General features: G+C 41.6%; 17 protein-coding genes and 1 pseudogene. 5 read left to right on the forward strand and 13 right to left on the reverse strand.

Features of this window, described 5'->3' with window-relative positions; all coding sequences use genetic code 11:
- Positions 1-160: 160 nt before the first annotated feature.
- Both C4B60_RS07785 and C4B60_RS07790 read right to left on the reverse strand, forming a co-directional pair.
- Positions 161-820 (reverse strand): Dph6-related ATP pyrophosphatase, encoded by a 660-nt coding sequence (locus C4B60_RS07785; RefSeq protein ID WP_104057441.1) that lies wholly within the window; start codon positions 818-820, stop codon positions 161-163.
- A complete protein-coding gene (locus C4B60_RS07790) occupies positions 817-1,467 on the reverse strand; it encodes an HAD family hydrolase (RefSeq protein WP_104057442.1) in 651 nt (216 codons plus the stop codon). The genes C4B60_RS07785 and C4B60_RS07790 overlap by 4 nt, the downstream gene beginning before the upstream one ends.
- Before the next feature lie 226 nt (positions 1,468-1,693).
- Here C4B60_RS07790 and C4B60_RS07795 point away from each other — a divergent pair, with 226 nt between their 5' ends.
- A complete protein-coding gene (locus tag C4B60_RS07795) occupies positions 1,694-2,875 on the forward strand; it encodes an ROK family transcriptional regulator (RefSeq protein ID WP_104057443.1) in 1,182 nt (393 codons plus the stop codon).
- A 121-nt stretch (positions 2,876-2,996) separates the two neighbouring features.
- Positions 2,997-3,998 carry an LLM class flavin-dependent oxidoreductase gene (locus C4B60_RS07800; protein WP_104057444.1) on the forward strand — a complete coding sequence of 334 codons (1,002 nt, stop codon included), beginning with the start codon at positions 2,997-2,999 and terminating at the stop codon, positions 3,996-3,998.
- A 43-nt stretch (positions 3,999-4,041) separates the two neighbouring features.
- On the opposite strand, the gene C4B60_RS07805 is transcribed toward C4B60_RS07800, so the two are convergent.
- Positions 4,042-5,562, reverse strand: coding sequence for a UDP-N-acetylmuramoyl-L-alanyl-D-glutamate--2,6-diaminopimelate ligase (locus tag C4B60_RS07805; RefSeq protein ID WP_104057445.1), 1,521 nt, complete (start codon positions 5,560-5,562; stop codon positions 4,042-4,044).
- Between the two features lie 353 nt (positions 5,563-5,915).
- Here C4B60_RS07805 and C4B60_RS07810 point away from each other — a divergent pair, with 353 nt between their 5' ends.
- Positions 5,916-6,413 (forward strand): GNAT family N-acetyltransferase, encoded by a 498-nt coding sequence (locus C4B60_RS07810; RefSeq protein ID WP_104057446.1) that lies wholly within the window; start codon positions 5,916-5,918, stop codon positions 6,411-6,413.
- A gap of 92 nt (positions 6,414-6,505) precedes the next feature.
- Here C4B60_RS07810 and asnB read toward each other — a convergent pair whose 3' ends face one another.
- The 8 genes and pseudogenes from asnB to C4B60_RS07850 form a co-directional block, all read right to left on the reverse strand.
- Positions 6,506-8,350 carry an asparagine synthase (glutamine-hydrolyzing) gene (gene asnB, locus C4B60_RS07815; RefSeq protein WP_104057447.1) on the reverse strand — a complete coding sequence of 615 codons (1,845 nt, stop codon included), beginning with the start codon at positions 8,348-8,350 and terminating at the stop codon, positions 6,506-6,508.
- Between the two features lie 139 nt (positions 8,351-8,489).
- Positions 8,490-8,883 (reverse strand): annotated as a pseudogene (locus tag C4B60_RS21970) (DUF302 domain-containing protein).
- Between the two features lie 110 nt (positions 8,884-8,993).
- Positions 8,994-9,410 (reverse strand): nuclear transport factor 2 family protein, encoded by a 417-nt coding sequence (locus tag C4B60_RS07825; RefSeq protein ID WP_245153909.1) that lies wholly within the window; start codon positions 9,408-9,410, stop codon positions 8,994-8,996.
- Positions 9,411-9,479: 69 nt separating this feature from the next.
- Entirely contained in the window at positions 9,480-11,036 is a 1,557-nt protein-coding gene (locus C4B60_RS07830; RefSeq protein ID WP_104057448.1) for a Vga family ABC-F type ribosomal protection protein, read from the reverse strand.
- Positions 11,037-11,361: 325 nt separating this feature from the next.
- Entirely contained in the window at positions 11,362-12,378 is a 1,017-nt protein-coding gene (locus C4B60_RS07835; RefSeq protein ID WP_104057449.1) for a GTP-binding protein, read from the reverse strand.
- 30 nt (positions 12,379-12,408) lie between these two features.
- The gene (locus C4B60_RS07840) at positions 12,409-12,882 is read right to left on the reverse strand and encodes a GyrI-like domain-containing protein (RefSeq protein ID WP_104057450.1); all 474 of its coding nucleotides are present in this window, start codon (positions 12,880-12,882) and stop codon (positions 12,409-12,411) included.
- 153 nt (positions 12,883-13,035) lie between these two features.
- Positions 13,036-13,872, reverse strand: a complete 837-nt coding sequence (locus C4B60_RS07845; protein ID WP_104057451.1) for an STAS domain-containing protein — start codon at positions 13,870-13,872, stop codon at positions 13,036-13,038.
- Positions 13,873-13,954: 82 nt separating this feature from the next.
- On the reverse strand, positions 13,955-14,797 hold the full coding sequence (locus tag C4B60_RS07850) for an STAS domain-containing protein (protein WP_104057452.1): 843 nt from the start codon (positions 14,795-14,797) through the stop codon (positions 13,955-13,957).
- Between the two features lie 263 nt (positions 14,798-15,060).
- Here C4B60_RS07850 and C4B60_RS07855 point away from each other — a divergent pair, with 263 nt between their 5' ends.
- Together C4B60_RS07855 and C4B60_RS07860 are read left to right on the forward strand one after the other, a co-directional pair.
- The gene (locus C4B60_RS07855) at positions 15,061-16,281 is read left to right on the forward strand and encodes an MFS transporter (RefSeq protein WP_104057453.1); all 1,221 of its coding nucleotides are present in this window, start codon (positions 15,061-15,063) and stop codon (positions 16,279-16,281) included.
- A 124-nt stretch (positions 16,282-16,405) separates the two neighbouring features.
- Positions 16,406-16,837: a sporulation protein gene (locus C4B60_RS07860; protein ID WP_104057454.1), complete on the forward strand. Its 432-nt coding sequence runs from the start codon at positions 16,406-16,408 to the stop codon at positions 16,835-16,837.
- Positions 16,838-16,872: 35 nt separating this feature from the next.
- Here C4B60_RS07860 and fdhD read toward each other — a convergent pair whose 3' ends face one another.
- Entirely contained in the window at positions 16,873-17,670 is a 798-nt protein-coding gene (gene fdhD, locus C4B60_RS07865; protein ID WP_425331156.1) for a formate dehydrogenase accessory sulfurtransferase FdhD, read from the reverse strand.
- A 63-nt stretch (positions 17,671-17,733) separates the two neighbouring features.
- The gene (locus C4B60_RS07870; protein WP_104057456.1) at positions 17,734-19,002 is read right to left on the reverse strand and encodes an L-lactate MFS transporter; all 1,269 of its coding nucleotides are present in this window, start codon (positions 19,000-19,002) and stop codon (positions 17,734-17,736) included.
- Positions 19,003-19,023 lie beyond the last annotated feature (21 nt).

Raw genomic sequence — 19,023 nt, forward strand, 5'->3', positions numbered from 1 at the left:
TGCGCTTCAGGGGGACGCTTTCCGCGGGGAGGGGCCCTTCGCTAACTTGCTTTCAGCAAGTGGATCTCAAGCTCCCTCTTCATCCCGCAGGAGTCGCCCCCTTCCACTCCGTTCACCTCACGTTAATAAAATGATGGTTTTGTACCAGCCTCTTCTAAACTCACCTAATCGACACCTTTAAAAAGGAATAACCGCTTTCTTTATGTATACCGTTAAAGGCTAAAGGGATTTTTTCATTAAAAATAGGTCCGTTCACCACCACGGTATGAAATTCTCCTTTTTCTCCGCAAGCATCAATTCCATATGACTTTAGCTCTTGAATTACTTCCTTTGTAAGGGTTTTGCCAAGAAAAGAAGCTGGAAGCACTTCATCCTTCACAACAATGATGATGCATTCAAACCCTTCATCCAAAAGCTCATTTAATACCTGCTCTCTTTCCATTTTCCAAAGAGGATGATACGGAGTTACTCCTGCTTTTTCACAAGTATTCTCTACCCACGTTAAATGGTCCTCGAGGTCGATATCCCCAAAGACCCCATAAGTAATCCCTTCTTCCTTCATTTCGGCTAAAGCCTCTAAAAAAACCCCTTCATAGCTCTGCCATGAAGCCCCCTTTATCAGCAGGGGCACATTCAATGATTTGGCCTGCGCTTCAAGTACAGCAAGAGGCAAAGCATGTGAACGCGAGCGTTTTTCATTTTCCTCAAACATGGTAAGGAGCTTCTGAGGTTTTCCTCCTTCTTTGAATGCTTTATAAAAAGCGAGCGTGGAATCCTTGCCGCCGCTCCATGAGCAGAAAAAAGGCTGCTGATTTGTCACTCTGCACTCCTCCTTTGCTTATTGACGAGCTGTACAATATCCGCAATCGCATCTATTCGGAAGTCTGCCTTGCCCCATTCTTCTTCGGTTCCAAAGCCGTATTGGCAAATGACAGCGGGCACCCCATGTGCGTTTGCAGCTTCAATATCAGATGAGCGGTCCCCCACCATGTATACATCTTCTTTTGGAAAGGTTTCAAAATGCGAGGTCAGAATATCGGCTTTTTTCTCTCCATTAATGGACCCGAGACAGATAGGAGACGAAAAATAGTGGCGTATTTCCTGCGTATCGAGCACCATATCCAAATAGTTTGTCCCGCAATTCGAAGCAGTTGACAGTGTATGTCCCTGCTCCTTTAAGACAGCCAGCGTTTCCCGTACGCCCGGAAATAAAATGTCGTTCCCTTTAACCAGCTGGTACAGGAATGTGCTTCGTCTTGAACGAATGATATTTCTTTCCTGCATGCTCGCCTGAGGTACAACCTTCTCCCAGAAGTCTGCGCCTGTTAAACCAAATGCTGATCTCACTAAATCCGCTGAAGGCTCCTCTATATGCTGCATATCCTCTATAGACAAGTGAATTGCTTTTGTCATATAGTCTGTTGAATCAACAAGTGTACCGTCTAAATCAAACAAAATAAAAGCCATTAAAATTCCTCCTAAAAACGAGTTAACAATCTACTTCTCTATTATGACATACATTTCTGCAATCTTAAAAAACCCAGTTTCTTCTATAAAAAAATGAAAAGGATTTATTCATTATTTGATTGAAAAACTCTTTTTTTGTCGATGATCTTAAAGAAGTTTGTATATCGACTAAACAAAGATTATGATAAGATAATTTTACTATGATACTTATAAAGGAGTTTATCCGATGACGATCCAACATACATGGAACCAGCATGTTGTAAAAAAAGGAAATAAATCAATTGTTTTTCAATACATCATTAATCATACACCCATTTCTCGTGCCGATATTGCAAAGGCGACCGGATTAAATAAAAGCACTGTCTCCTCCCTCGTAAGCGAATTGCTGGATGAAAACCTTATTTATGAGTCCGGCCCGGGAGAATCGAGCGGAGGTAGAAGACCGGTTATGCTTCTGTTTAATGAGCTTTCGGGGTTTTCCATTGGCATCGATTTAGGGGTAAATTATTTGCTCGGCATTTTAACAGACCTGAGTGGGAACATCGTAAATGAAGAAAAAGTTCACTTTACAGAATTACCTTATGAACAAATTCAGGAAGAACTATTTACTATGATTACTACTCTTATTAAAAACGCACCCTCCAGTACCTATGGTGTTATTGGAATCGGGATAGGGGTTCCTGGTGCTGTTAATAAAGAAGGCGAAGTCCTGCATGCTCCTAATTTAATGTGGGAAAATGTGAAGCTAAAGAGTATTGTTGAAGAGAAATATTCCATACCCGTGATCATTGCTAACGAAGCAAATGCCGGAGCTTATGGCGAAAAGAAATTTGGTGCGGGCAAGGATGCAAACAATTTAGTTTACGTAAGTGCCGGTACAGGAATTGGAGCAGGACTGATCTTAAATGGTCAGTTGTATCAGGGGAATAACGGATTCTCTGGCGAGATGGGTCACATGACTATTGAGGTTGACGGACCACAGTGTACTTGTGGAAGCAATGGCTGCTGGGAGTTGTATGCATCTGAAAAAGCCCTTTTAATTAAAGCAGCTTTGGTTCAAAAAACAGCTGTTAGCAGCGAGATCAGCCTTGAAGCATTACTAAAGCTAGCACCTGAAGACCCACACATTTTAAACCTTTTCAAAGAGATCGGAACGTATCTTGGAGTCGGAATTAACAATATCATTCAGACCTTTAATCCTGATCACGTTATCATCGGAAACAGACTGGAAGCTGCAAAGCATTATTTAAATAATCCAATCGTAACGTATATAAAAGAGCATACTCAGCCCTTTCACCAAAATGAATTAGAAGTCAGTTTTTCTCAGCTATCCACCCATTCAACAGCGCTTGGTGTGGCAGCATTTACAGTGGAGAGCTTTCTTCAAATAGAATTGGTGACCACATAAGAGATTTGTTCTCCCCTCCCTTCTCATGCAAAAGAAATGATTGAAAGAGAAGCTGATTACATGATTTTTACCGACTATCATGGCATACTATTTTTCATGAATGAACAAGGGAGGAAATGAAATGAAGCTTGGGATTCTGGATCAAATCCCTTTGCCTAAAGGCACGACTGTATCTCAAACCCTTGAGTCGACGTTTTCTCTTGCAAAAGAAGCTGAGCGTTTGGGTTACAGCAGATATTGGATTGCTGAACATCATAATACAAACGGGTTGCTAAGTGCTGCGCCTGAAATCCTCATGACCGGAATTCTATCTAAAACGAGCTCCATCCAAGTGGGATCGGGGGGAATACTCCTGCCTCAATACAGCCCTCTTAAGGTGGCAGAAGTATTTAAAACGATGGAGGCTATGTTTCCAAAACGAATTAACCTGGGGATTGGCCGTTCTCCCGGAGGCACGGAACGCACGCGTAAAGCGTTAACAGACGGCAGAGAAAATAATTTATCAGAATTTCCAAAACAGACGGATGAATTAATTGGTTTTTTGCATAATCAACTGCCAAAAACTCATCCCTATCGAATGGTAAAGGTCACTCCTCGTCCCGGTGAAGCGCCTCCCCTTTGGATACTTGGGCTGTCCCCTTCAAGCGGCAAGCTTGCCGGTGAAAGAGGTTTGGGGCTTGTATTCGGCCATTTTATTAATCCTGATAAGTGGGAAGAAACTCTGCTCACTTACAGGGATTCATTTAAGGCTGTCTCAGATTTTGATAAACCCCATATTATTGTCTGTGTGTTTGTCGTATGCGCACCTACCCTCGAAAGTGCTGAAGAGCTTGCAAAAACACAGGATCGTTGGCTGCTTGGTATAGAAAAAGGAGACTCCCAGATCCCGTCCTTAGAGGAAGTGAACAGCCGGGAAACGACTCCAGAAGAAAAAAAGAAGATTCTCTCTAATAGAAGACGGACAATTATTGGCACACCTGAGATGATCAGGGAAAAGCTTGAGGAGCTTTCTGTAAAGTACGGGACAGACGAATTTCTTCTCATTACAAATATTCACGGTCAGAAGGAACGCCTGCAATCGTATCAGCTTATCGCCGAAGTTATGGAATTAGAGAAAAAATAAAAAGTTCCCTGATTTCATTAATGAAATCAGGGAACTTTTTATTTTAATAATTGCCAATGCTTTCTGTTGAAGCTACTTCGTTTCCCTCAAAAAAATCCTGAATAATTTGCTCATCTGAGTGAGGAATATATTCTCCTTTAACGATTTGCGCTCCATTGATGCATCCACCTGTAAAGATAATAATATCCTGGTCATCAGAAAGCTCCAAAGAGGTTTTGACTCCCTCTTCCCTGGATAAAGAAGTATAAATATTGGAGGCTTCTTTATCAGAGAATCCCGTCATGACCTGGTCAACAATTTTTTTCGGCTCTATAAATCCCGGATGATCCACTGTAACAACAATTTCATCAGCTTGTCCTTCAATGGTCCGTGCCATTTTCGGCATTTTATCAAAGTCTCTGATTCCTACTCCCGCGATCATGACAATGAGCTTTCGATAGTCAAGCTTTTTCGCCTCTTCAATCAGATTGGAAAGAGCTACCGGGGTGTGAGCATAGTCAAGGATAATTTTTCTCTTACCGTAATCATCGATAACCTGAAAACGACCGAACGGATTTTTAATTTTATCAAAAATAGGAATCATCGACTCAATAGCAAACCCGTTATGCAACCCGACACAGATAGCAGCCAGGAGATTCGCTACATTGTATTCACCAAAAACGGATGAATGCACAATATACGATCGATTATTAACGATTAATTCAAATGATGTTCCGTCTTCTGCAACATGAATATTTGAAGCAATCACATCTGCGTTGGATGATCGATTTAAACTGTAGGTCAGCGCGTGTCCCTTGTAGGCCTTTATCAGATCCGGCCCCATTCCTTCATCATCGAGGTTGATCACAGCTTTTTTTGCCTGCTTAAATAAATTCATCTTTGCTGTTTTGTAGTGCTCCAGGGTTTTATGGTATTCAAGATGCTCAGGGGACAAATTCGTGTGAATGGCAATATCGAAATCAATGCCTTCTACTCTTTTTTGATCTACCGCAATCGAAGAAACCTCCATGACGGCAGCCTGATCCTTTCTTTCATGAAGCAGCTTAAAAATCTGATGCAGATCCGGAGCTTCAGGTGTTGTAGGCGTACTCTTTTTATATTCAATTTCCTCTGTAGATGACCAAATCCCATTTGTCCCGATGCAGCCGGCAGGAATGTTCAGCTGTGTTAACAGCGAGCTGACAAAAGTGGCAACGGTCGTTTTTCCATTGGTCCCGGTAATGCCGATTGTTTGTATATTTTCATGTATATTCTCATAAAACAAGATAGAAAAATGAGCCAGAGCATATCTTACATCCTGTACCACCATAAAGGTACAATGCGGATATTCCTCTTTTAACTTCTCAAACTGTGCTATATCGGTGCCAACAATCACGACAGCACCATTTTCTATGGCTTCTACTATAAAATCATGGCCGTCAGCATTTTCCCCTTTAATACAGAAAAAAGCGGTTCCCTGCTGAGCATTCCGTGAATCGTAGGCAATTGAAGTTACAGAAGGATCAGGTTTACCATATTGCCTAAGTAAACCAATTTTCTTAAGGTGTGAATCTTGAATGTTCATCGCTTCTCTCCGTCCGTTTTGTTAATTTTCATTTGAGAAAAGTGCAAACGTCTCCTAAATAGTAAACAAAACTCTTTAAACATTACCCCTGTTTTCGACAACTTATTCTTTTTTTCTTCATCTTTTTTTCAAAAAATGAAATACAGTTATATATACTTACTCAAATGCGTTACTTTACTCCTGCTTTCTGAACCATACGTCTGCCCCGTTTAGGTTTTGCAATTTTTGTTCGATTATTAGTCCATATCTGCACCATTAAATGGGTATGGACTATCTTCATTAATAAATATTTGTTTTCACCGTCCTCTTTCTAGCGTAAAATGGACAAGAAAATAATTTGGCGGGGGATTAGAATGGTCAATATTAGAAATGCAGTAAGCACAGATTTACCTGAAATGGCGAAAATATATAATCAGGCCATTCGGGAAACCGCAGCGACATTCGATTTAAGAGAGCAGACCCTGGAGGAAAGACAGCAGTGGTTTGACAAGTACGGGGAGAACCACCCTTTAATTGTAGCGGAAATAAACGGTGAAGTTGCAGGGTACAGCAGCTTAAGTCCTTTTAGAGATAAAGAAGCCTATTCAAGGACCACCGAATTATCTATTTATATATCTCCTTCCTTTCAGGGAAAAGGGGTAGGCAAATCGCTTATGAAGGAAATCCTTTCGCGTGCAGAGTCCTTAGGCCACCATGTAGTAATTGGAGGAATCACCGGGGGGAATGCGGTCAGCGTTCGACTGCATGAGCAGTTTGGATTTACGTTTGTCGGATGCTTTAAAGAAGTAGGATATAAATTCGACCAGTGGCAGGATGTTCACTTTTACCAGCTCGTTTTAACTAATGGGTAAAATAAAAAGGGACTGCTCAGATCATCAGTAAAGCCTGATGTCTGGCAGTCCGTTTTTGGTTCCGGTCCATGCAGCGGGTGGAACAGCCTGCATTAAACCACTTTTACACGATATGCTTCAAACCAGCTGTTCATTTGTACCAAGTGTGCGATTAGCTGCGGACCTGACATTAGCTGACCGAACCATGGCCCCTTAAATGAAGCTCCATTTGTGTCTATTAATTCCTGAAGCTTCTCTTTGGCCATAAATTCAAGAATTGGGGAGGAAGATTTCTTTACGACATCCTCGAGCATGAGAGTAACGGCTTTTGTGTAAGCAGGATGATGAGTTTTTGGATACGGGCTTTTTTTACGATAGAGAATTTGAAGCGGAAGAACCCCTTCCAGTGCTTTCCGTAAAATGCCCTTCTCCTGTCCATTTAACATCTTCATATGCCAAGGGATGTTCCAGGCGTACTCCACAATTCGATGATCAGCAAAAGGGACTCTGACCTCAAGGCTTGCTGCCATGCTCATACGGTCTTTTCGATCTAAAAGTGTTGTCATAAAACTGACCATATTTAAATAAGACATTTCTCTTCGTCTTTTTTCTTCCTCTGATTCACCGTCTAAATACGGAGTTTCCCCAATTAAATCTTCGTACCTTTTTTGTACATATTCTGAAATGTGGAGCTTCTTTTTCCATTGAGGAAGCAATAGGCTCTCTCTTTCCGATTGCGATCTCATCCAGGGAAATTGACCAGCGTTTAATAGCTCTTTTTTATAAAACCACGGGTAGCCTCCAAAGATTTCATCTGCACATTCCCCGGAAAGACCGACTGTAAAATCGGTTTTTATCTGCTCACAAAACCATAGCAGAGAAGAATCAACATCCGCCATCCCAGGAAGGTCCTTTGCTGTCATAGCATCATAAAGCCTTTTTGCTAACAGCTCATTATCCATTGTACTGGTGTGATGGGCTGAACCAAGGAAATGCTGCATTAATTGAATAGCCGGTCCATCCTCATTGGGCTGATAGGCGCTTGCTTTAAAATAGTGGCTGTTTTGCTCATAATCAATTGAGTAGGTAGGTAGCTGACCTCTCCCCTCCTGCTCCATAAATGCAGAGGCAAATGAGCTTATAGCACTTGAATCAACCCCACCGGACAAAAAAGTGCAAACAGGCACATCTGCCACAAGCTGCCGTTCAACCGCATCCTTTAAAAGATCACGCACCTGCAGAGAAGTTTCCTCGAGGGTATCTGAATGCTCCTTACTTTCTACATTCCAATATCTCCAATTTTTTAAGCCGTCACGCGTGAACAGCATGGCGTGTGCCGGTCGAAGCTCAAAAACCCCTTTAAAGACCCCATGTCCTGGTGTTCTAGAGGGGCCCATTCCGAATATTTCCTGCAGCCCTTCTTCATCCACTTCTGCTCTCCCCTCAGGATGAGCCAAAATTGCTTTTAATTCTGATCCAAATAGAAGAGCTGCCCCGTCGTGCTTATAGAAAAAAGGCTTTACACCCAGACGATCCCGGGCTGCAAACAGCTCCTCCTTCTTATGATTCCAAATAGCAAATGCAAAAATCCCGTTAAAGTATTTTAAACAGTCTTCCTTCCATTCTATATAAGCTGTCAGGAGAACCTCTGTGTCTGAATGCGAGCTGAAGGTATGTCCTTTTTTTAGCAGCTCTGCCCGCACATCCTCTGTATTATAAAGCTCGCCGTTATAAACCAGGGTGTATTCAGCCTCGCCTCTGCTTTTTGTCATCGGCTGCGCTCCGCCGGATGGATCGACCACGACCAGTCTCGTATGACCTAAAAGAGCGCAGGGGAATTTTTTTATCGCAGACGCATCCGGTCCTCTTTTGCTGAGTGTTTGCGTCATTTTCTTCATAATTGGTTCTTCTTTCATGAGATCCCGCTTCCAATCAATCCAGCCAGTAATACCGCACATTGAGGGATCATCCTTTCTTTTTCGTCATCCTTCAGATATATGCAGGAAGGAAAGGAATATGCAGAGAAGACCCGATACTTTTTCGTACCGGGCCTCATGGCAATTTCTTTTCAGCTATTTTCTTACTGGTGAAGAGTTTTTAACTAATGCTGTTATTAATCGAAATGATTAAACGCTCCTCAATATCCTTTGCGAGATCTTTTACTGATTCATCCTCCACCATCTCCACTAAGCGCGTAGGTTTTGGCATTCCAATCTTTGTTTTGTTATCTTGCTCATCCACCACCATTTTACAAGGAAGAAAATATCCGACCATTACGTTTTTTTCAAGAACTTTTTTGGCTTCTTTAGGGTTACAAACCTCTAACACATGATAAGACTGAGCAAAATCTACTCCTTTATTCTACAGCTTTTCTTTAATATCAAAATGCCACAGCACACCAAATTGCTGTTCACTGAGACTTTTTTCAAGAGACTCAATTGCCTATTGCCTGGTCATTAGTTTGTTCCGATTCAACCGTATAATGGAACATGAAAATCACTCCTTTACGTAATCTCATCTCCCTTCATATACCTGCTAGGTATTTATTAATCATCTTCATAGGCATTGTATACGTGAAATAACGTTTCTCTTAGATACAAATCAGGAGTAGTCTGCAGAAAACGCCAACGCTTCCATTTTCCGTACTGGAACACCCGCCTCTGTATAGTTTCTAATTAGCTTCCAGCCGTCGCCTTGTTTTTTGAAGGTATCAAAAAACAGATTCGCATTTGAGAGCTGCTCTCCGTCTACCAGCATTGTTGCCCATAGAACCGCCATTTTTTCTTCCTCTCTTAAAGGAATGACCGCCACCTTCTCCACCTTCCATTCAACTGCATGGCTTTTCACATAAGTAAACGCTTCTCTCCAGCCCTTCATCGATTCCTCAAATCCGTAGTCCACGATTTTACCGCCTGTAATCTCGCGGGCCTGGTAATCGAGCGAAATCATCTTCTCCATCTCCTGAATGGAAGATCTTCTCCATGCTGACATAAACTTTTCCAAATATTCCTCAAACACTTTTCTTCCCCCTAAAAATTTCTTTAAGGAGTTATTCTCCACCCGTGGAATATATCCCTCTTTTTACCATCATTTAAGCTGATTTTTTCTGTTAAGCAGCTCTTTAAACTCCTGATCAAGCTCTTCACTCGGTTCAAGGCTGAGCCTGCTCAGTACTTCTGAGATTTTTGTTTCAAGCTTCAGCCGTTCGTCCTCATTTTCATCCCGCTGTTGTACAGGGGTGTACTGAAGAAACTCAGTATAGCTTCCTTGATAAACCTGCATTGCCTGATCCTTGATTTCAACCACTCTAGTGGCCGTTCGCTCCATTAATCTTCTGTCATGCGAAACAAATAAAACAGTGCCTTTAAAATCAATAAGAAGCTGCTCAAGCGCTTCAACAGCCTGTATATCAAGATAATTTGTAGGCTCATCGAGAATCAGCGTATTTAAGTCGCTTAAAAAGACCTTGGCAAAAGCAGTCTTTACCCGCTCTCCGCCGCTTAGCACACCAACTTTTTTGTATACATCTTCTCTAAAAAAATGGAGCCTTGCGAGCACGGTTCGAATTAAATCCTCCTGGTGAATGGCTGTCTCCTTTATATTCTCCAGAATCGATTTTTCAGGGTTCAGTATATCAAGATTTTGGCTGAAGTAACCGATTTTAGCAGCTGGAGATAATCTGACAAGCTCACTATCAGCCATTATCTCCTTTAAAAAAGTCGTTTTTCCTGATCCATTTTTTCCAATTAAAGCTACCTTCTCACCGCCATGGATGGAAAAGGAAGGACTGTAAAAAAGAAGATGCTCTCCGGCAGTGACACGATGAGCATTTATCGTCAGAACCGTTCGATTTTTAATCGCTTCTTCGTTCGGCAAATTCATTTTAACAACTGGCGGCTTTTTAGGTTTTTCAACCGTTTTCAGCTGCTCGAGCTTGGTTTCGAGAGCACTGGCTGTCTTATGAAGCTTTTTCTGCTTTTTAGCAAAGTAGGGACTTGAAAAGCCTGAAAGCGCACCGCCATTCTTCGGTTTTACTGTGGCACGTTCTGCCCGCTGTTCCTTTTGAGCGATCGCTTCCTCCAGCTGCTTCTTCTTTTTCATATACTGATCAAAGGCTTCTTCGTGCTGTCTTTTCTTTAGCTCCTTTTGATCTGTAAAGGCAGTATAATTCCCTTTGTATTCCTCCACCTTGCCGTCTTCGATCTCCCAGATTTTTTTGCAGAGATGGTCTAGAAAAGCACGGTCATGCGAAACAAGGACAAGCGCTCCCGAAAATCGTTTAAGCCTTTTCTCCAGCTGTGCTAGCTTTAAGGTATCAAGGTTTGTAGTGGGTTCGTCAGCAAAGAGTATCTCTGTTTTTGCTGCTAACGCCTGATTGATGTATTCCTGCGTGATTTCTCCCCCGCTTTTTACCGTATCTGTCCGTTTTAGCTGCGGCAGAAGATAACTTTTCGAATAGGTGTCTATTGTTCCTTCATCCGCCTTCTGCTTTCCTGCTAAAATTTCAAGTAATGTCGTTTTTCCGCTTCCATTGCTCCCTACCAGACCAATTCTGTCGCCAGGCTGAATACGAAGCTGTTCTATGTCAAACAGGAGCCGGTCTCTTACTGTCTTTTTAAGATTATTTGCTTCTAATAGCACCAAAAAATCATCCCCTTTTTATCATTTCGGGGACAAAAAAGCCCCCTGTCCGAATTCCGAACAGGAGGCATGGTGAACTAAGGCAAAAGAGACTGCTCCCTTTTGCCGCAGGTTCAGATGCGTACTGCTCCTATTCAGAAAACGAACGTCAAAAAGTCTCCAACCGCTAGAGCACATACTACTCCCGCTGTCTGGTAAACCTTTTATACGAATGTTATCTAAAAATAGGATTAGTACTTCATCGACCCGCTTCACCCTTCCGTTTTTTGTTAGCATAATCATAGTTGAACTTGTGTTTATATGTCAAGAGCATGTTTAACTGACTAAACTATAAAGACGGCTGATCCTTCGACCGGTTTGCAAACATGTCGTAAATCGATTTTAGGGCTTCCGTGTCCAATTCAATATTATGCTCGTAAGCATATTTCATTGCATGGCCTAAAGAGAATGTCATCGTTCCTGCTACGCCAGCCCCTGCTATAGAGCCGATACCAGGGAATGTTTTTACAATTTGCCTGAATACGCTTTTTCCTACATTGCCTGCTACTGTCGCGATTGCAAGCTCCTTTGCCCGCTCTTTTGATAAAGGCTTTTCATATAAAGTAGCGAGCTTCACCATCATTCCCACCTGAATAGCGGTAATAGGAATAATATCGGCTCCAGGAAGAGGAGATGCGCCAATTGTTGCAGTGGATCCGGTTGCTGCTAAGATCCATTTATTTGCGGTTGAAGATTTTATTTTTAAATTTTTCGCGAATAGAATATCTTTTTTTTTCTTTTTTAGCAGATCAAGAATTTTATTGCGCAGATCATCAATATTTTCTCCTGTTTTAGAGGAGATAGGGATAATTGAATATTTATTATTAGTATGCTTTTTTATATAAGATACTATTTCAGGAATGTCTTCTGCTGCATCAATTTTATTTAGAACAAGCAGAATCGTCGAGTTTATTTTGGCTGCTTCTGCAAGCGATCTTAATTCGCCTTCTGACAATACCGTACCGGCAGCATTTAAGAAGAACAAAACAACATCTGCTTCTTTATAAAACTTTATCGTTTCCTCTGAGTTTGCTTTAATAACGTCATCAAGTCCAGGGGTGTCGACGAAGAAAATTCTGCTTCTATACTCATATCGCTTTACATCTGTTGTTTCACCCGGCTTTGATCCTACTTCTGCGACCTGATCACCCACCAGCTTGTTAATCGTGGAGGATTTTCCTGCATTGACATCACCAATCATGGCGATAAGAACCTCCTGCTCAAGCTGTTCATTTACTTGTTTCATTTCATCCTCATACCAATGATCAAATGCTTCTAAATTTTCTTCCCTAAGTTGATCAGCCATTTTTCTATAGCCTCCTCTTATCTCCTAAGTTTATTGATCCTGTGGTTGTATCGTTTCAAGGAGCTCCACCTCTAGGTCATCAGGGTCTCCCCAATTCAGATATCGCTCCAGGTGCCAACTATTCTTCAAACGTATATACCCTTTATCTTCAATCCATCGATGAAGTTTTTCATACGTTTCCCTTATCACTAAATTAGATCCTTTATGTAAGGTGACAGCGTAGGTTTGTTCCGGGATCGTCTTTGTTTCCATACCCTCCGGCACGAAACTGCTATCTGAAACCCTAACGCCAAGCCAATAGCCATCTTCATCAGGGGAATTTTCTTCTACCATAAATGCACCAATTTGCTGCGGAGGAGAAACTGCATTTGAAATCTTTTCTAAATTCATTTTCAGACTTTTTGCAGCTTTTGGAATCTCAAGTGAATACTCGTCTCCTTCACAAAGTACGCGATAGCCCACAATAATTAGCTCATTTTCTTTAACTACTTGCGGTGTATTCATTCCTTAGCCTCCTTCATACGGATGAAATTATATTTTAAAAATGAATTCTTTTTCTCTATCCAGTTAGAAGTAACTTCAGTATAACCAGAGAATTGCCATTTGGAAAAGAAAAACCCCTTGCCGCAGCCTAACTGGTCAAGGGGTTTTTCTAGCTTAAAACGTTTTCGTGCTTTGCAGTTCTTCAATTGCGCTTTTTAAGTTTTTCTTAATCGTCATGCCTTCAAACTTTATTCCAATTTCAATTACTGCCTGAGCAATTTCAGGACGAAGACCGGTCAGCACGGTTTTCACACCGATCAGCTTTAACGAGTCAATTACCTGGGAAAGCTCATTTGCTACCATTGTATCCACCATCGGAACACCGGACAGATCAAGAATTAAAGTCGAGTTGCGAAGCTCAAGGCATTTATGAAGCGCTACTTCCTTCAATATTCTGGCCCGCTCATCATCCAGTTCCCCAATGAGAGGAAGGATTGCTACATCATTTGAAAGCCCGACAACCGGTACAGAATACTCCAAAACAGAGCTTTGTGATTTTTCGATGCTTTCCTGATAGCTTTTAACATAAGCTAAGCTGAATATTTGGCTTGCATGGTCTATTACTGGATTTATAACCAGACCCATTTCTATCACGTCATTAGCTGTTAAAGGAACATCATTAAGCTTCTGCTGGATCGATGTCCACAGTACTGTTCTCCAGGATGTAAGAGTTGTCATCGCTTCATCCAGACCGATGCCTCTTGCTACAGCAGCTTCCCCTGACTGTCTCGCCCACTCTGATGCTTTTTCCCAAACACCTTCATAGGAGCCATCCTTGGCAGCTTCTCCCAGGTACTCAATAAATTGGGCGCGCCATTGATTTAATTCAATTACCTCTTCCCGCTGCATTTGAGAAAATACAAATTCTTTATCGTATTCTTCATTCATTCTTTGGGCAAGATCATAGCTTTGTTCAATAATATAATCTGCAATTACTTGAATATTGTTCATTAAAATTCCCTCCTGCTGCTTTCTAAATATATTTCATTGCCACTTTGCTGCATTATCAAATTCAGCAATTGGGTAGGGTGGTTTACAGAGCTGGAATCGTGTCAGATATAGCCTGGGCAAGCGTAGACTTTATCGAGCCTTCGCTGAAGCTTATGCCTAGCTGAACAGAGGTCTGGGCAATTTCAGGCCGGATACCCGAAATGGTCGTTTCTACGCCGATCAGCTTTAAAGCAGTCATCAGATGAGAAAGCTGCTGGGCAACCATTGTATCGATAATTAATACCCCTGATAAATCAAGGAAAAGATGAGAAACGTTTTTCTCCGTACATTGGAAAAGCGTACTGTCCATAATAATTTTTGCACGGTCTGTATCAATATCCCCAATGAGTGGAAGCAAGGCAGCCCCTTTGTAAAGCAGAATGACAGGAGAGCTTAACTCATAAATCATTTCCTTTTGGGATTGAATTTTCCGCTGGGACACGTGATAGGATTTCTCTACAAATAGGTTAATAGCAAAATCAACCGCCTGCGTTACAGCTACTCTCCACTCCTCCAGCAACTTGAGAGGTTCTTTATCCTGTTTATCTAAAGAAAACTGTTTTATATAAATTAAGTATAAATTTCTTACTCTCATAAATTCTCTAATTACTTTATAAATAGGAGTGTTTTGATGCTCCGGATCCTCGGCGATCGATACCGCCCATTTCTTGATTTCACAGTAGTAGACATCTTCTTCCCCATTAAAAATATGATTTAGAAGATAATTGAATTCTAAGTTTTGCTTTTTTAATGTCTCAATGACCACAGGATTCGTGGAAGTATAAACCCCATGTGAATCATCATCCTCAATCGTTTCATACCATTCGTCAGAAATTTTCTTTGCATTTTCTTCAAGAAAAAGGTATATAGACTTATTTTTTTCCATTAACTTTCTCCTTTAAAAGAGTTATCTTTCATAACCTCTAACATTTTCTATTAGTATAGTAATTTTATCATGAAAGTCACTTAGGAATGTAATTATTCTTCACTTTTCAAAAAATTTACTAGAAAACCTTGGTAACCATATTTGCTAGAGGCAAGGCCGCTTAATTCTTTATCCTCTCCGCAGTTCTAAGTATCCATAGACAAACGGAGAAAATTCACTCATACTGATTCGTAAAACGAAACAATGGGAAAGAGGCTTTAAAGATGCTGCGTAATCGCAATGTTTGGATTTTGCTCATAGGTGAATTTATTGCCGGAGTTGGACTCTGGCTCGGAATTATTGGAAATTTGGAGTTTATGCAGGAGAAAGTGCCCTCTGACTTTATAAAAGCCGTAATCCTGGCATCCGGCCTTCTTGCCGGAGTTGCTCTCGGACCGCTTGCGGGGAAAATTACGGATCAATTAAAAAAGAAAACGGTCATGCTAGCTTCAGGATTTGTCCGTTCTATTAGTGTGTTATTCATGCTTGTCGCAATCGAAACAGGCTCAGTGTGGTGGATGGTTGTTTTTTTGGTGTTTATTCAAATCTCTGCTGCCTTTTATTTTCCAGCTCTCCAGGCAGCGATTCCGCTGGTCGTCAAGGAACAGCAGCTGCTGCAGCTAAACGGAATACATATGAATGTATCGACGCTTTCACGCGTTCTTGGAACAGCCATTGCAGGAGTATTTTTAACCATAATGTCTTTATCCACGATTTATCTGCTTTCTCTTACGGCATACGCTCTTCTTTTTGGTATTACCTGGCTGTTAAAAATTGAAGAAGAAGAGCCTGAAAGATTACCTGATTCAGCAAAAAAATTAAACAAAGGCTTCTCAGAAGTATTTCCTATAATTAAAGAGCTTCCAATTGTCTTAATGACACTTGTTTTAACCTTTGTTCCGCTTTTATTTATAGGCGGATTTAATTTAATGGTTATAAATATTAGTGAAATTCAGGACAGCGCCTCGATTAAGGGGTGGATTTATGCCGCCGAAGGGATATCTTTTATGGTGGGGGCATTTTATATTAAAAAACTCGGTGATAAATTTTCACCTTATTCTATTTTGTTTACCTTTTCATTCATTATTGGAATCTCTCAATTCCTGCTTTATTTTGCTGATATTCCACTTATCACTATTTTTGCATTCATCGTGTTCGGCTTTGCAGTCGGCTGCTTTTTCCCAACTGCAGCAACCATTTTCCAAACTCGTGTGCCGAAGGAATTTCACGGCCGCTTCTTTTCTTTCAGGAATATGCTCGACAGGCTTATTTTCCAGATCGTTCTGCTATTAACAGGGTTTATGCTTGATATGATCGGCCTGCAGCTGATGGTTGTGGTGTTTGGCATTCTTTCCTTTGGGATGACCTTTGCTTTTTACCGGAGATTCCGAAAAATTAAAGTGGCTGAAGCCTCACCACCTGACGTTGCAGCAAGTAATGAATAGACATCCTTTGCAGGTTTTTTATCAGAATCTTCTCAGCAATATGAATTGTTTTAAAAAAAGCAGTAAAAATGAAACTATTTCAGATTAACTTTCGTAGAAGCCGGGTAAGGGAAAATGAATTACCTTGATCTTTACTGCCCTGGAAGGAATGAGTCAAATGGTGATGGATAAGTTCAAAAAATGGGTTACCCGTGATGCTGGAAAAGTTAACTTAATACTGGATCGTAATACGTTGGTACCTGGAGAGAAGATCACTGGTGTCTTTCATTTGAAGGGTCCCAAAAATAGAAAAAAAGTGTCTCGTCTTGAATGCGATCTTATGCAGGTGGATCCAAATTCCCGTGCAGAAAAAATGGTTGAAGTCGCTACTACCATCTATATGGCTAAAGTTATTGATGACGAAAATTGGACGAAGGTCCCTTTTTCGTATTCGCTGCCTGATCAGCTTGCCAACTACAACCCGGAAGCCTCCTACCGTTTCCGAACACGATTGATCTTCACGAATAATGTTCAGTCTATTGATCATGACGAAATACAATTAAAAATAGAACCTTAAATAAAAGAAGCTCTGTCAGACGACAGGGCTTCTTTTTACTTTACTTTAATTCGTTCGGCGTGAGTATAGACATTCATGGACTGGTTGCGTATAAACCCCACTGCTGTAATTTCAAGCTCTTCTGCAAGCTCGAGCGCTCTTTCAGTCGGAGCAGATTTAGACAGCACAATCTCGCAGCCAATCTTCGCTACTTTTAATAAAATTTCAGAAGATAGCCTTCCGCTAAATGCGATGACTTTATCACGGACATTGATATTATTTTTAAGGCAATAGCCATAGATTTTATCTAACGCATTATGACGTCCAATATCCATTCTGCTTAACACAATGCCGTTTAGATCACAAAGAGCTGCATTATGCACTCCGCCTGTTTCCTTAAAAATACTTGCGCCGCTTTGCAGCTCCCCCATCAATCGGCTGCAATCCTCCGGGGTTAAAAACACGCGGCGGCCCGTCATACGCTTTGCCGCCATGGCATCGCTCGCAAACACAAAGCCCTGCCTGCTCCCCCCGCAGCAGGAGGTCAGATAGCGCTTGTTTTGCAGGCCCTCGTAAAGCGGATTGATCGCAGTGGATTCAATATGGACAAAGCCCTGTTTTGAATCTACTCTAAGCTTATCAATGTCTTCATACCTCCGGATAATTCCCTCAGAGGCAAGGTAGCCAATTGCCATATCCTCTATATATTCGGGGGAGCAAACCATCGTAACAAATTCTTCTCCATTCAGCTTCAGTGTAATAGGCTGCTCCGTTGCCAGACGATCATCCTTCCACCGTGCTCCTTCCTGATCAATTCGAAGGATTTTTCTGGTTTGTGTAATTGGATGCTCCACAGTCATTCTCCTTTACATGTAAAGAGAGGAGCTGAGGTGATTTTCCCCGCAGCTCCTCTCCTATTAGCTTGCTGCTTCTGCTCTTCCATTGCTTTCCAGACGTATTTTTTTAATGTTAATACGGATCAGAAGGGATACAGCAAGTGCCACGACAAAGGCACCTGCAAATATATACATGGTGAGCTGATAGCTGCTTGTTGCTTCTTCAATACGCGTCACAACAATCGGCCCTACAAGACCAGCCGCTGCCCAGGCAGTCAGGATATACCCATGGATGGCACCCAGCTGTTTTGTTCCAAACAAATCGCCAATGTAAGCCGGGATCGAAGCGAAACCTCCTCCATAGCATGAGAGAATAACAAAAATTAAAATCTGGAATATAATCGCGTTTGTTACACTTGGCAGCATAAAAAATGCAACCGTTTGAAGAGCGAAAAAGGTGGTGTACACATTCGGACGTCCAATGTAATCCGATACTGATGCCCAGCCAATCCGGCCGAATCCATTAAACAGCCCCATGATGCCAACCATTAGTGCGGCTGCACCGGCTGTCATCCCAGCAACATCCTGAGCCATCGGTGAAGCAACGGCTATAATCGCAATTCCACATGTGACATTAATAAAAAGCATGACCCACAGCGCCCAAAACCGAACTGTCTTTACAGCTTCGTTCGCTTTTAGCTGAGACAGGTCTCCTGTTTCTTTGTTGCTGCTTTTTTCTTCCAGTTCTTCCTTCGTCATTCCTTTAGGAACATAATCCTTCGGCGGGGCAGAAAGATAGAGAGAGGAACAAATCATTAAAACAAAATAAATAGCGCCTAATAAAAAGAAAGTATTAGAGATTCCAATATTGCCAATCAGTGATTCCATAATTGGACTTGCAATTAAAGAGGCAAAACCAAATCCCATAATGGCAAGACCCGTTGCGAGCCCTCTTCGGTCAGGAAACCATTTTACCAAAGAAGAAACAGGCGTTATGTAGCCAATCCCAAGCCCCATCCCACCAAGTGCGCCGTAAAAGAAATAAAGCAGATACAGGTTGCCTATACTGTCAGCAAAGCCTGCACCGAGCATTCCAAGCCCAAAACAAATGGATGCCACAATCCCTGATACTCTTGGACCATACTTCTCTACAAAGTGACCCATAAATGCTGCTGATAAGCCTAAAAATAAAATAGCAATACTAAAAGTCAAGGCTACTTCGCTGGAGGACCAGCCATGCTTTTCTGATAAAGGGTTTGAAAAAACACTCCAGGAATACACGGATCCTATGGATATATGAATCCCCACTGCTGCTGCTGCAATAAGCCAACGGTTTTTTGTTTTTGCCATGCCGGTTCTCCTTTCTCATTT

Origin of the sequence: Jeotgalibacillus proteolyticus (genome assembly GCF_002926065.1) — a bacterium.
GTDB classification, from domain to species: domain Bacteria; phylum Bacillota; class Bacilli; order Bacillales; family Jeotgalibacillaceae; genus Jeotgalibacillus; species Jeotgalibacillus proteolyticus.

Bases quoted from the DNA above. Each gene is read 5' to 3' on its own strand.
- C4B60_RS07840 (WP_104057450.1), bottom strand. From the start codon at position 12,882: ATGAATACACCGCAAGTAGTTAAAGAAAATGAGCTAATTATTGTGGGC.
- C4B60_RS07870 (WP_104057456.1), bottom strand. From the start codon at position 19,002: ATGGCAAAAACAAAAAACCGTTGGCTTATTGCAGCAGCAGCAGTGGGG.
- asnB (WP_104057447.1), bottom strand. From the start codon at position 8,350: ATGTGCGGTATTACTGGCTGGATTGATTGGAAGCGGGATCTCATGAAA.
- C4B60_RS07810 (WP_104057446.1), top strand. From the start codon at position 5,916: ATGGTCAATATTAGAAATGCAGTAAGCACAGATTTACCTGAAATGGCG.
- C4B60_RS07850 (WP_104057452.1), bottom strand. From the start codon at position 14,797: ATGGAAAAAAATAAGTCTATATACCTTTTTCTTGAAGAAAATGCAAAG.
- C4B60_RS07835 (WP_104057449.1), bottom strand. From the start codon at position 12,378: ATGGCTGATCAACTTAGGGAAGAAAATTTAGAAGCATTTGATCATTGG.
- C4B60_RS07855 (WP_104057453.1), top strand. From the start codon at position 15,061: ATGCTGCGTAATCGCAATGTTTGGATTTTGCTCATAGGTGAATTTATT.
- C4B60_RS07795 (WP_104057443.1), top strand. From the start codon at position 1,694: ATGACGATCCAACATACATGGAACCAGCATGTTGTAAAAAAAGGAAAT.
- C4B60_RS07790 (WP_104057442.1), bottom strand. From the start codon at position 1,467: ATGGCTTTTATTTTGTTTGATTTAGACGGTACACTTGTTGATTCAACA.
- C4B60_RS07800 (WP_104057444.1), top strand. From the start codon at position 2,997: ATGAAGCTTGGGATTCTGGATCAAATCCCTTTGCCTAAAGGCACGACT.
- C4B60_RS07845 (WP_104057451.1), bottom strand. From the start codon at position 13,872: ATGAACAATATTCAAGTAATTGCAGATTATATTATTGAACAAAGCTAT.
- C4B60_RS07805 (WP_104057445.1), bottom strand. From the start codon at position 5,562: ATGAACATTCAAGATTCACACCTTAAGAAAATTGGTTTACTTAGGCAA.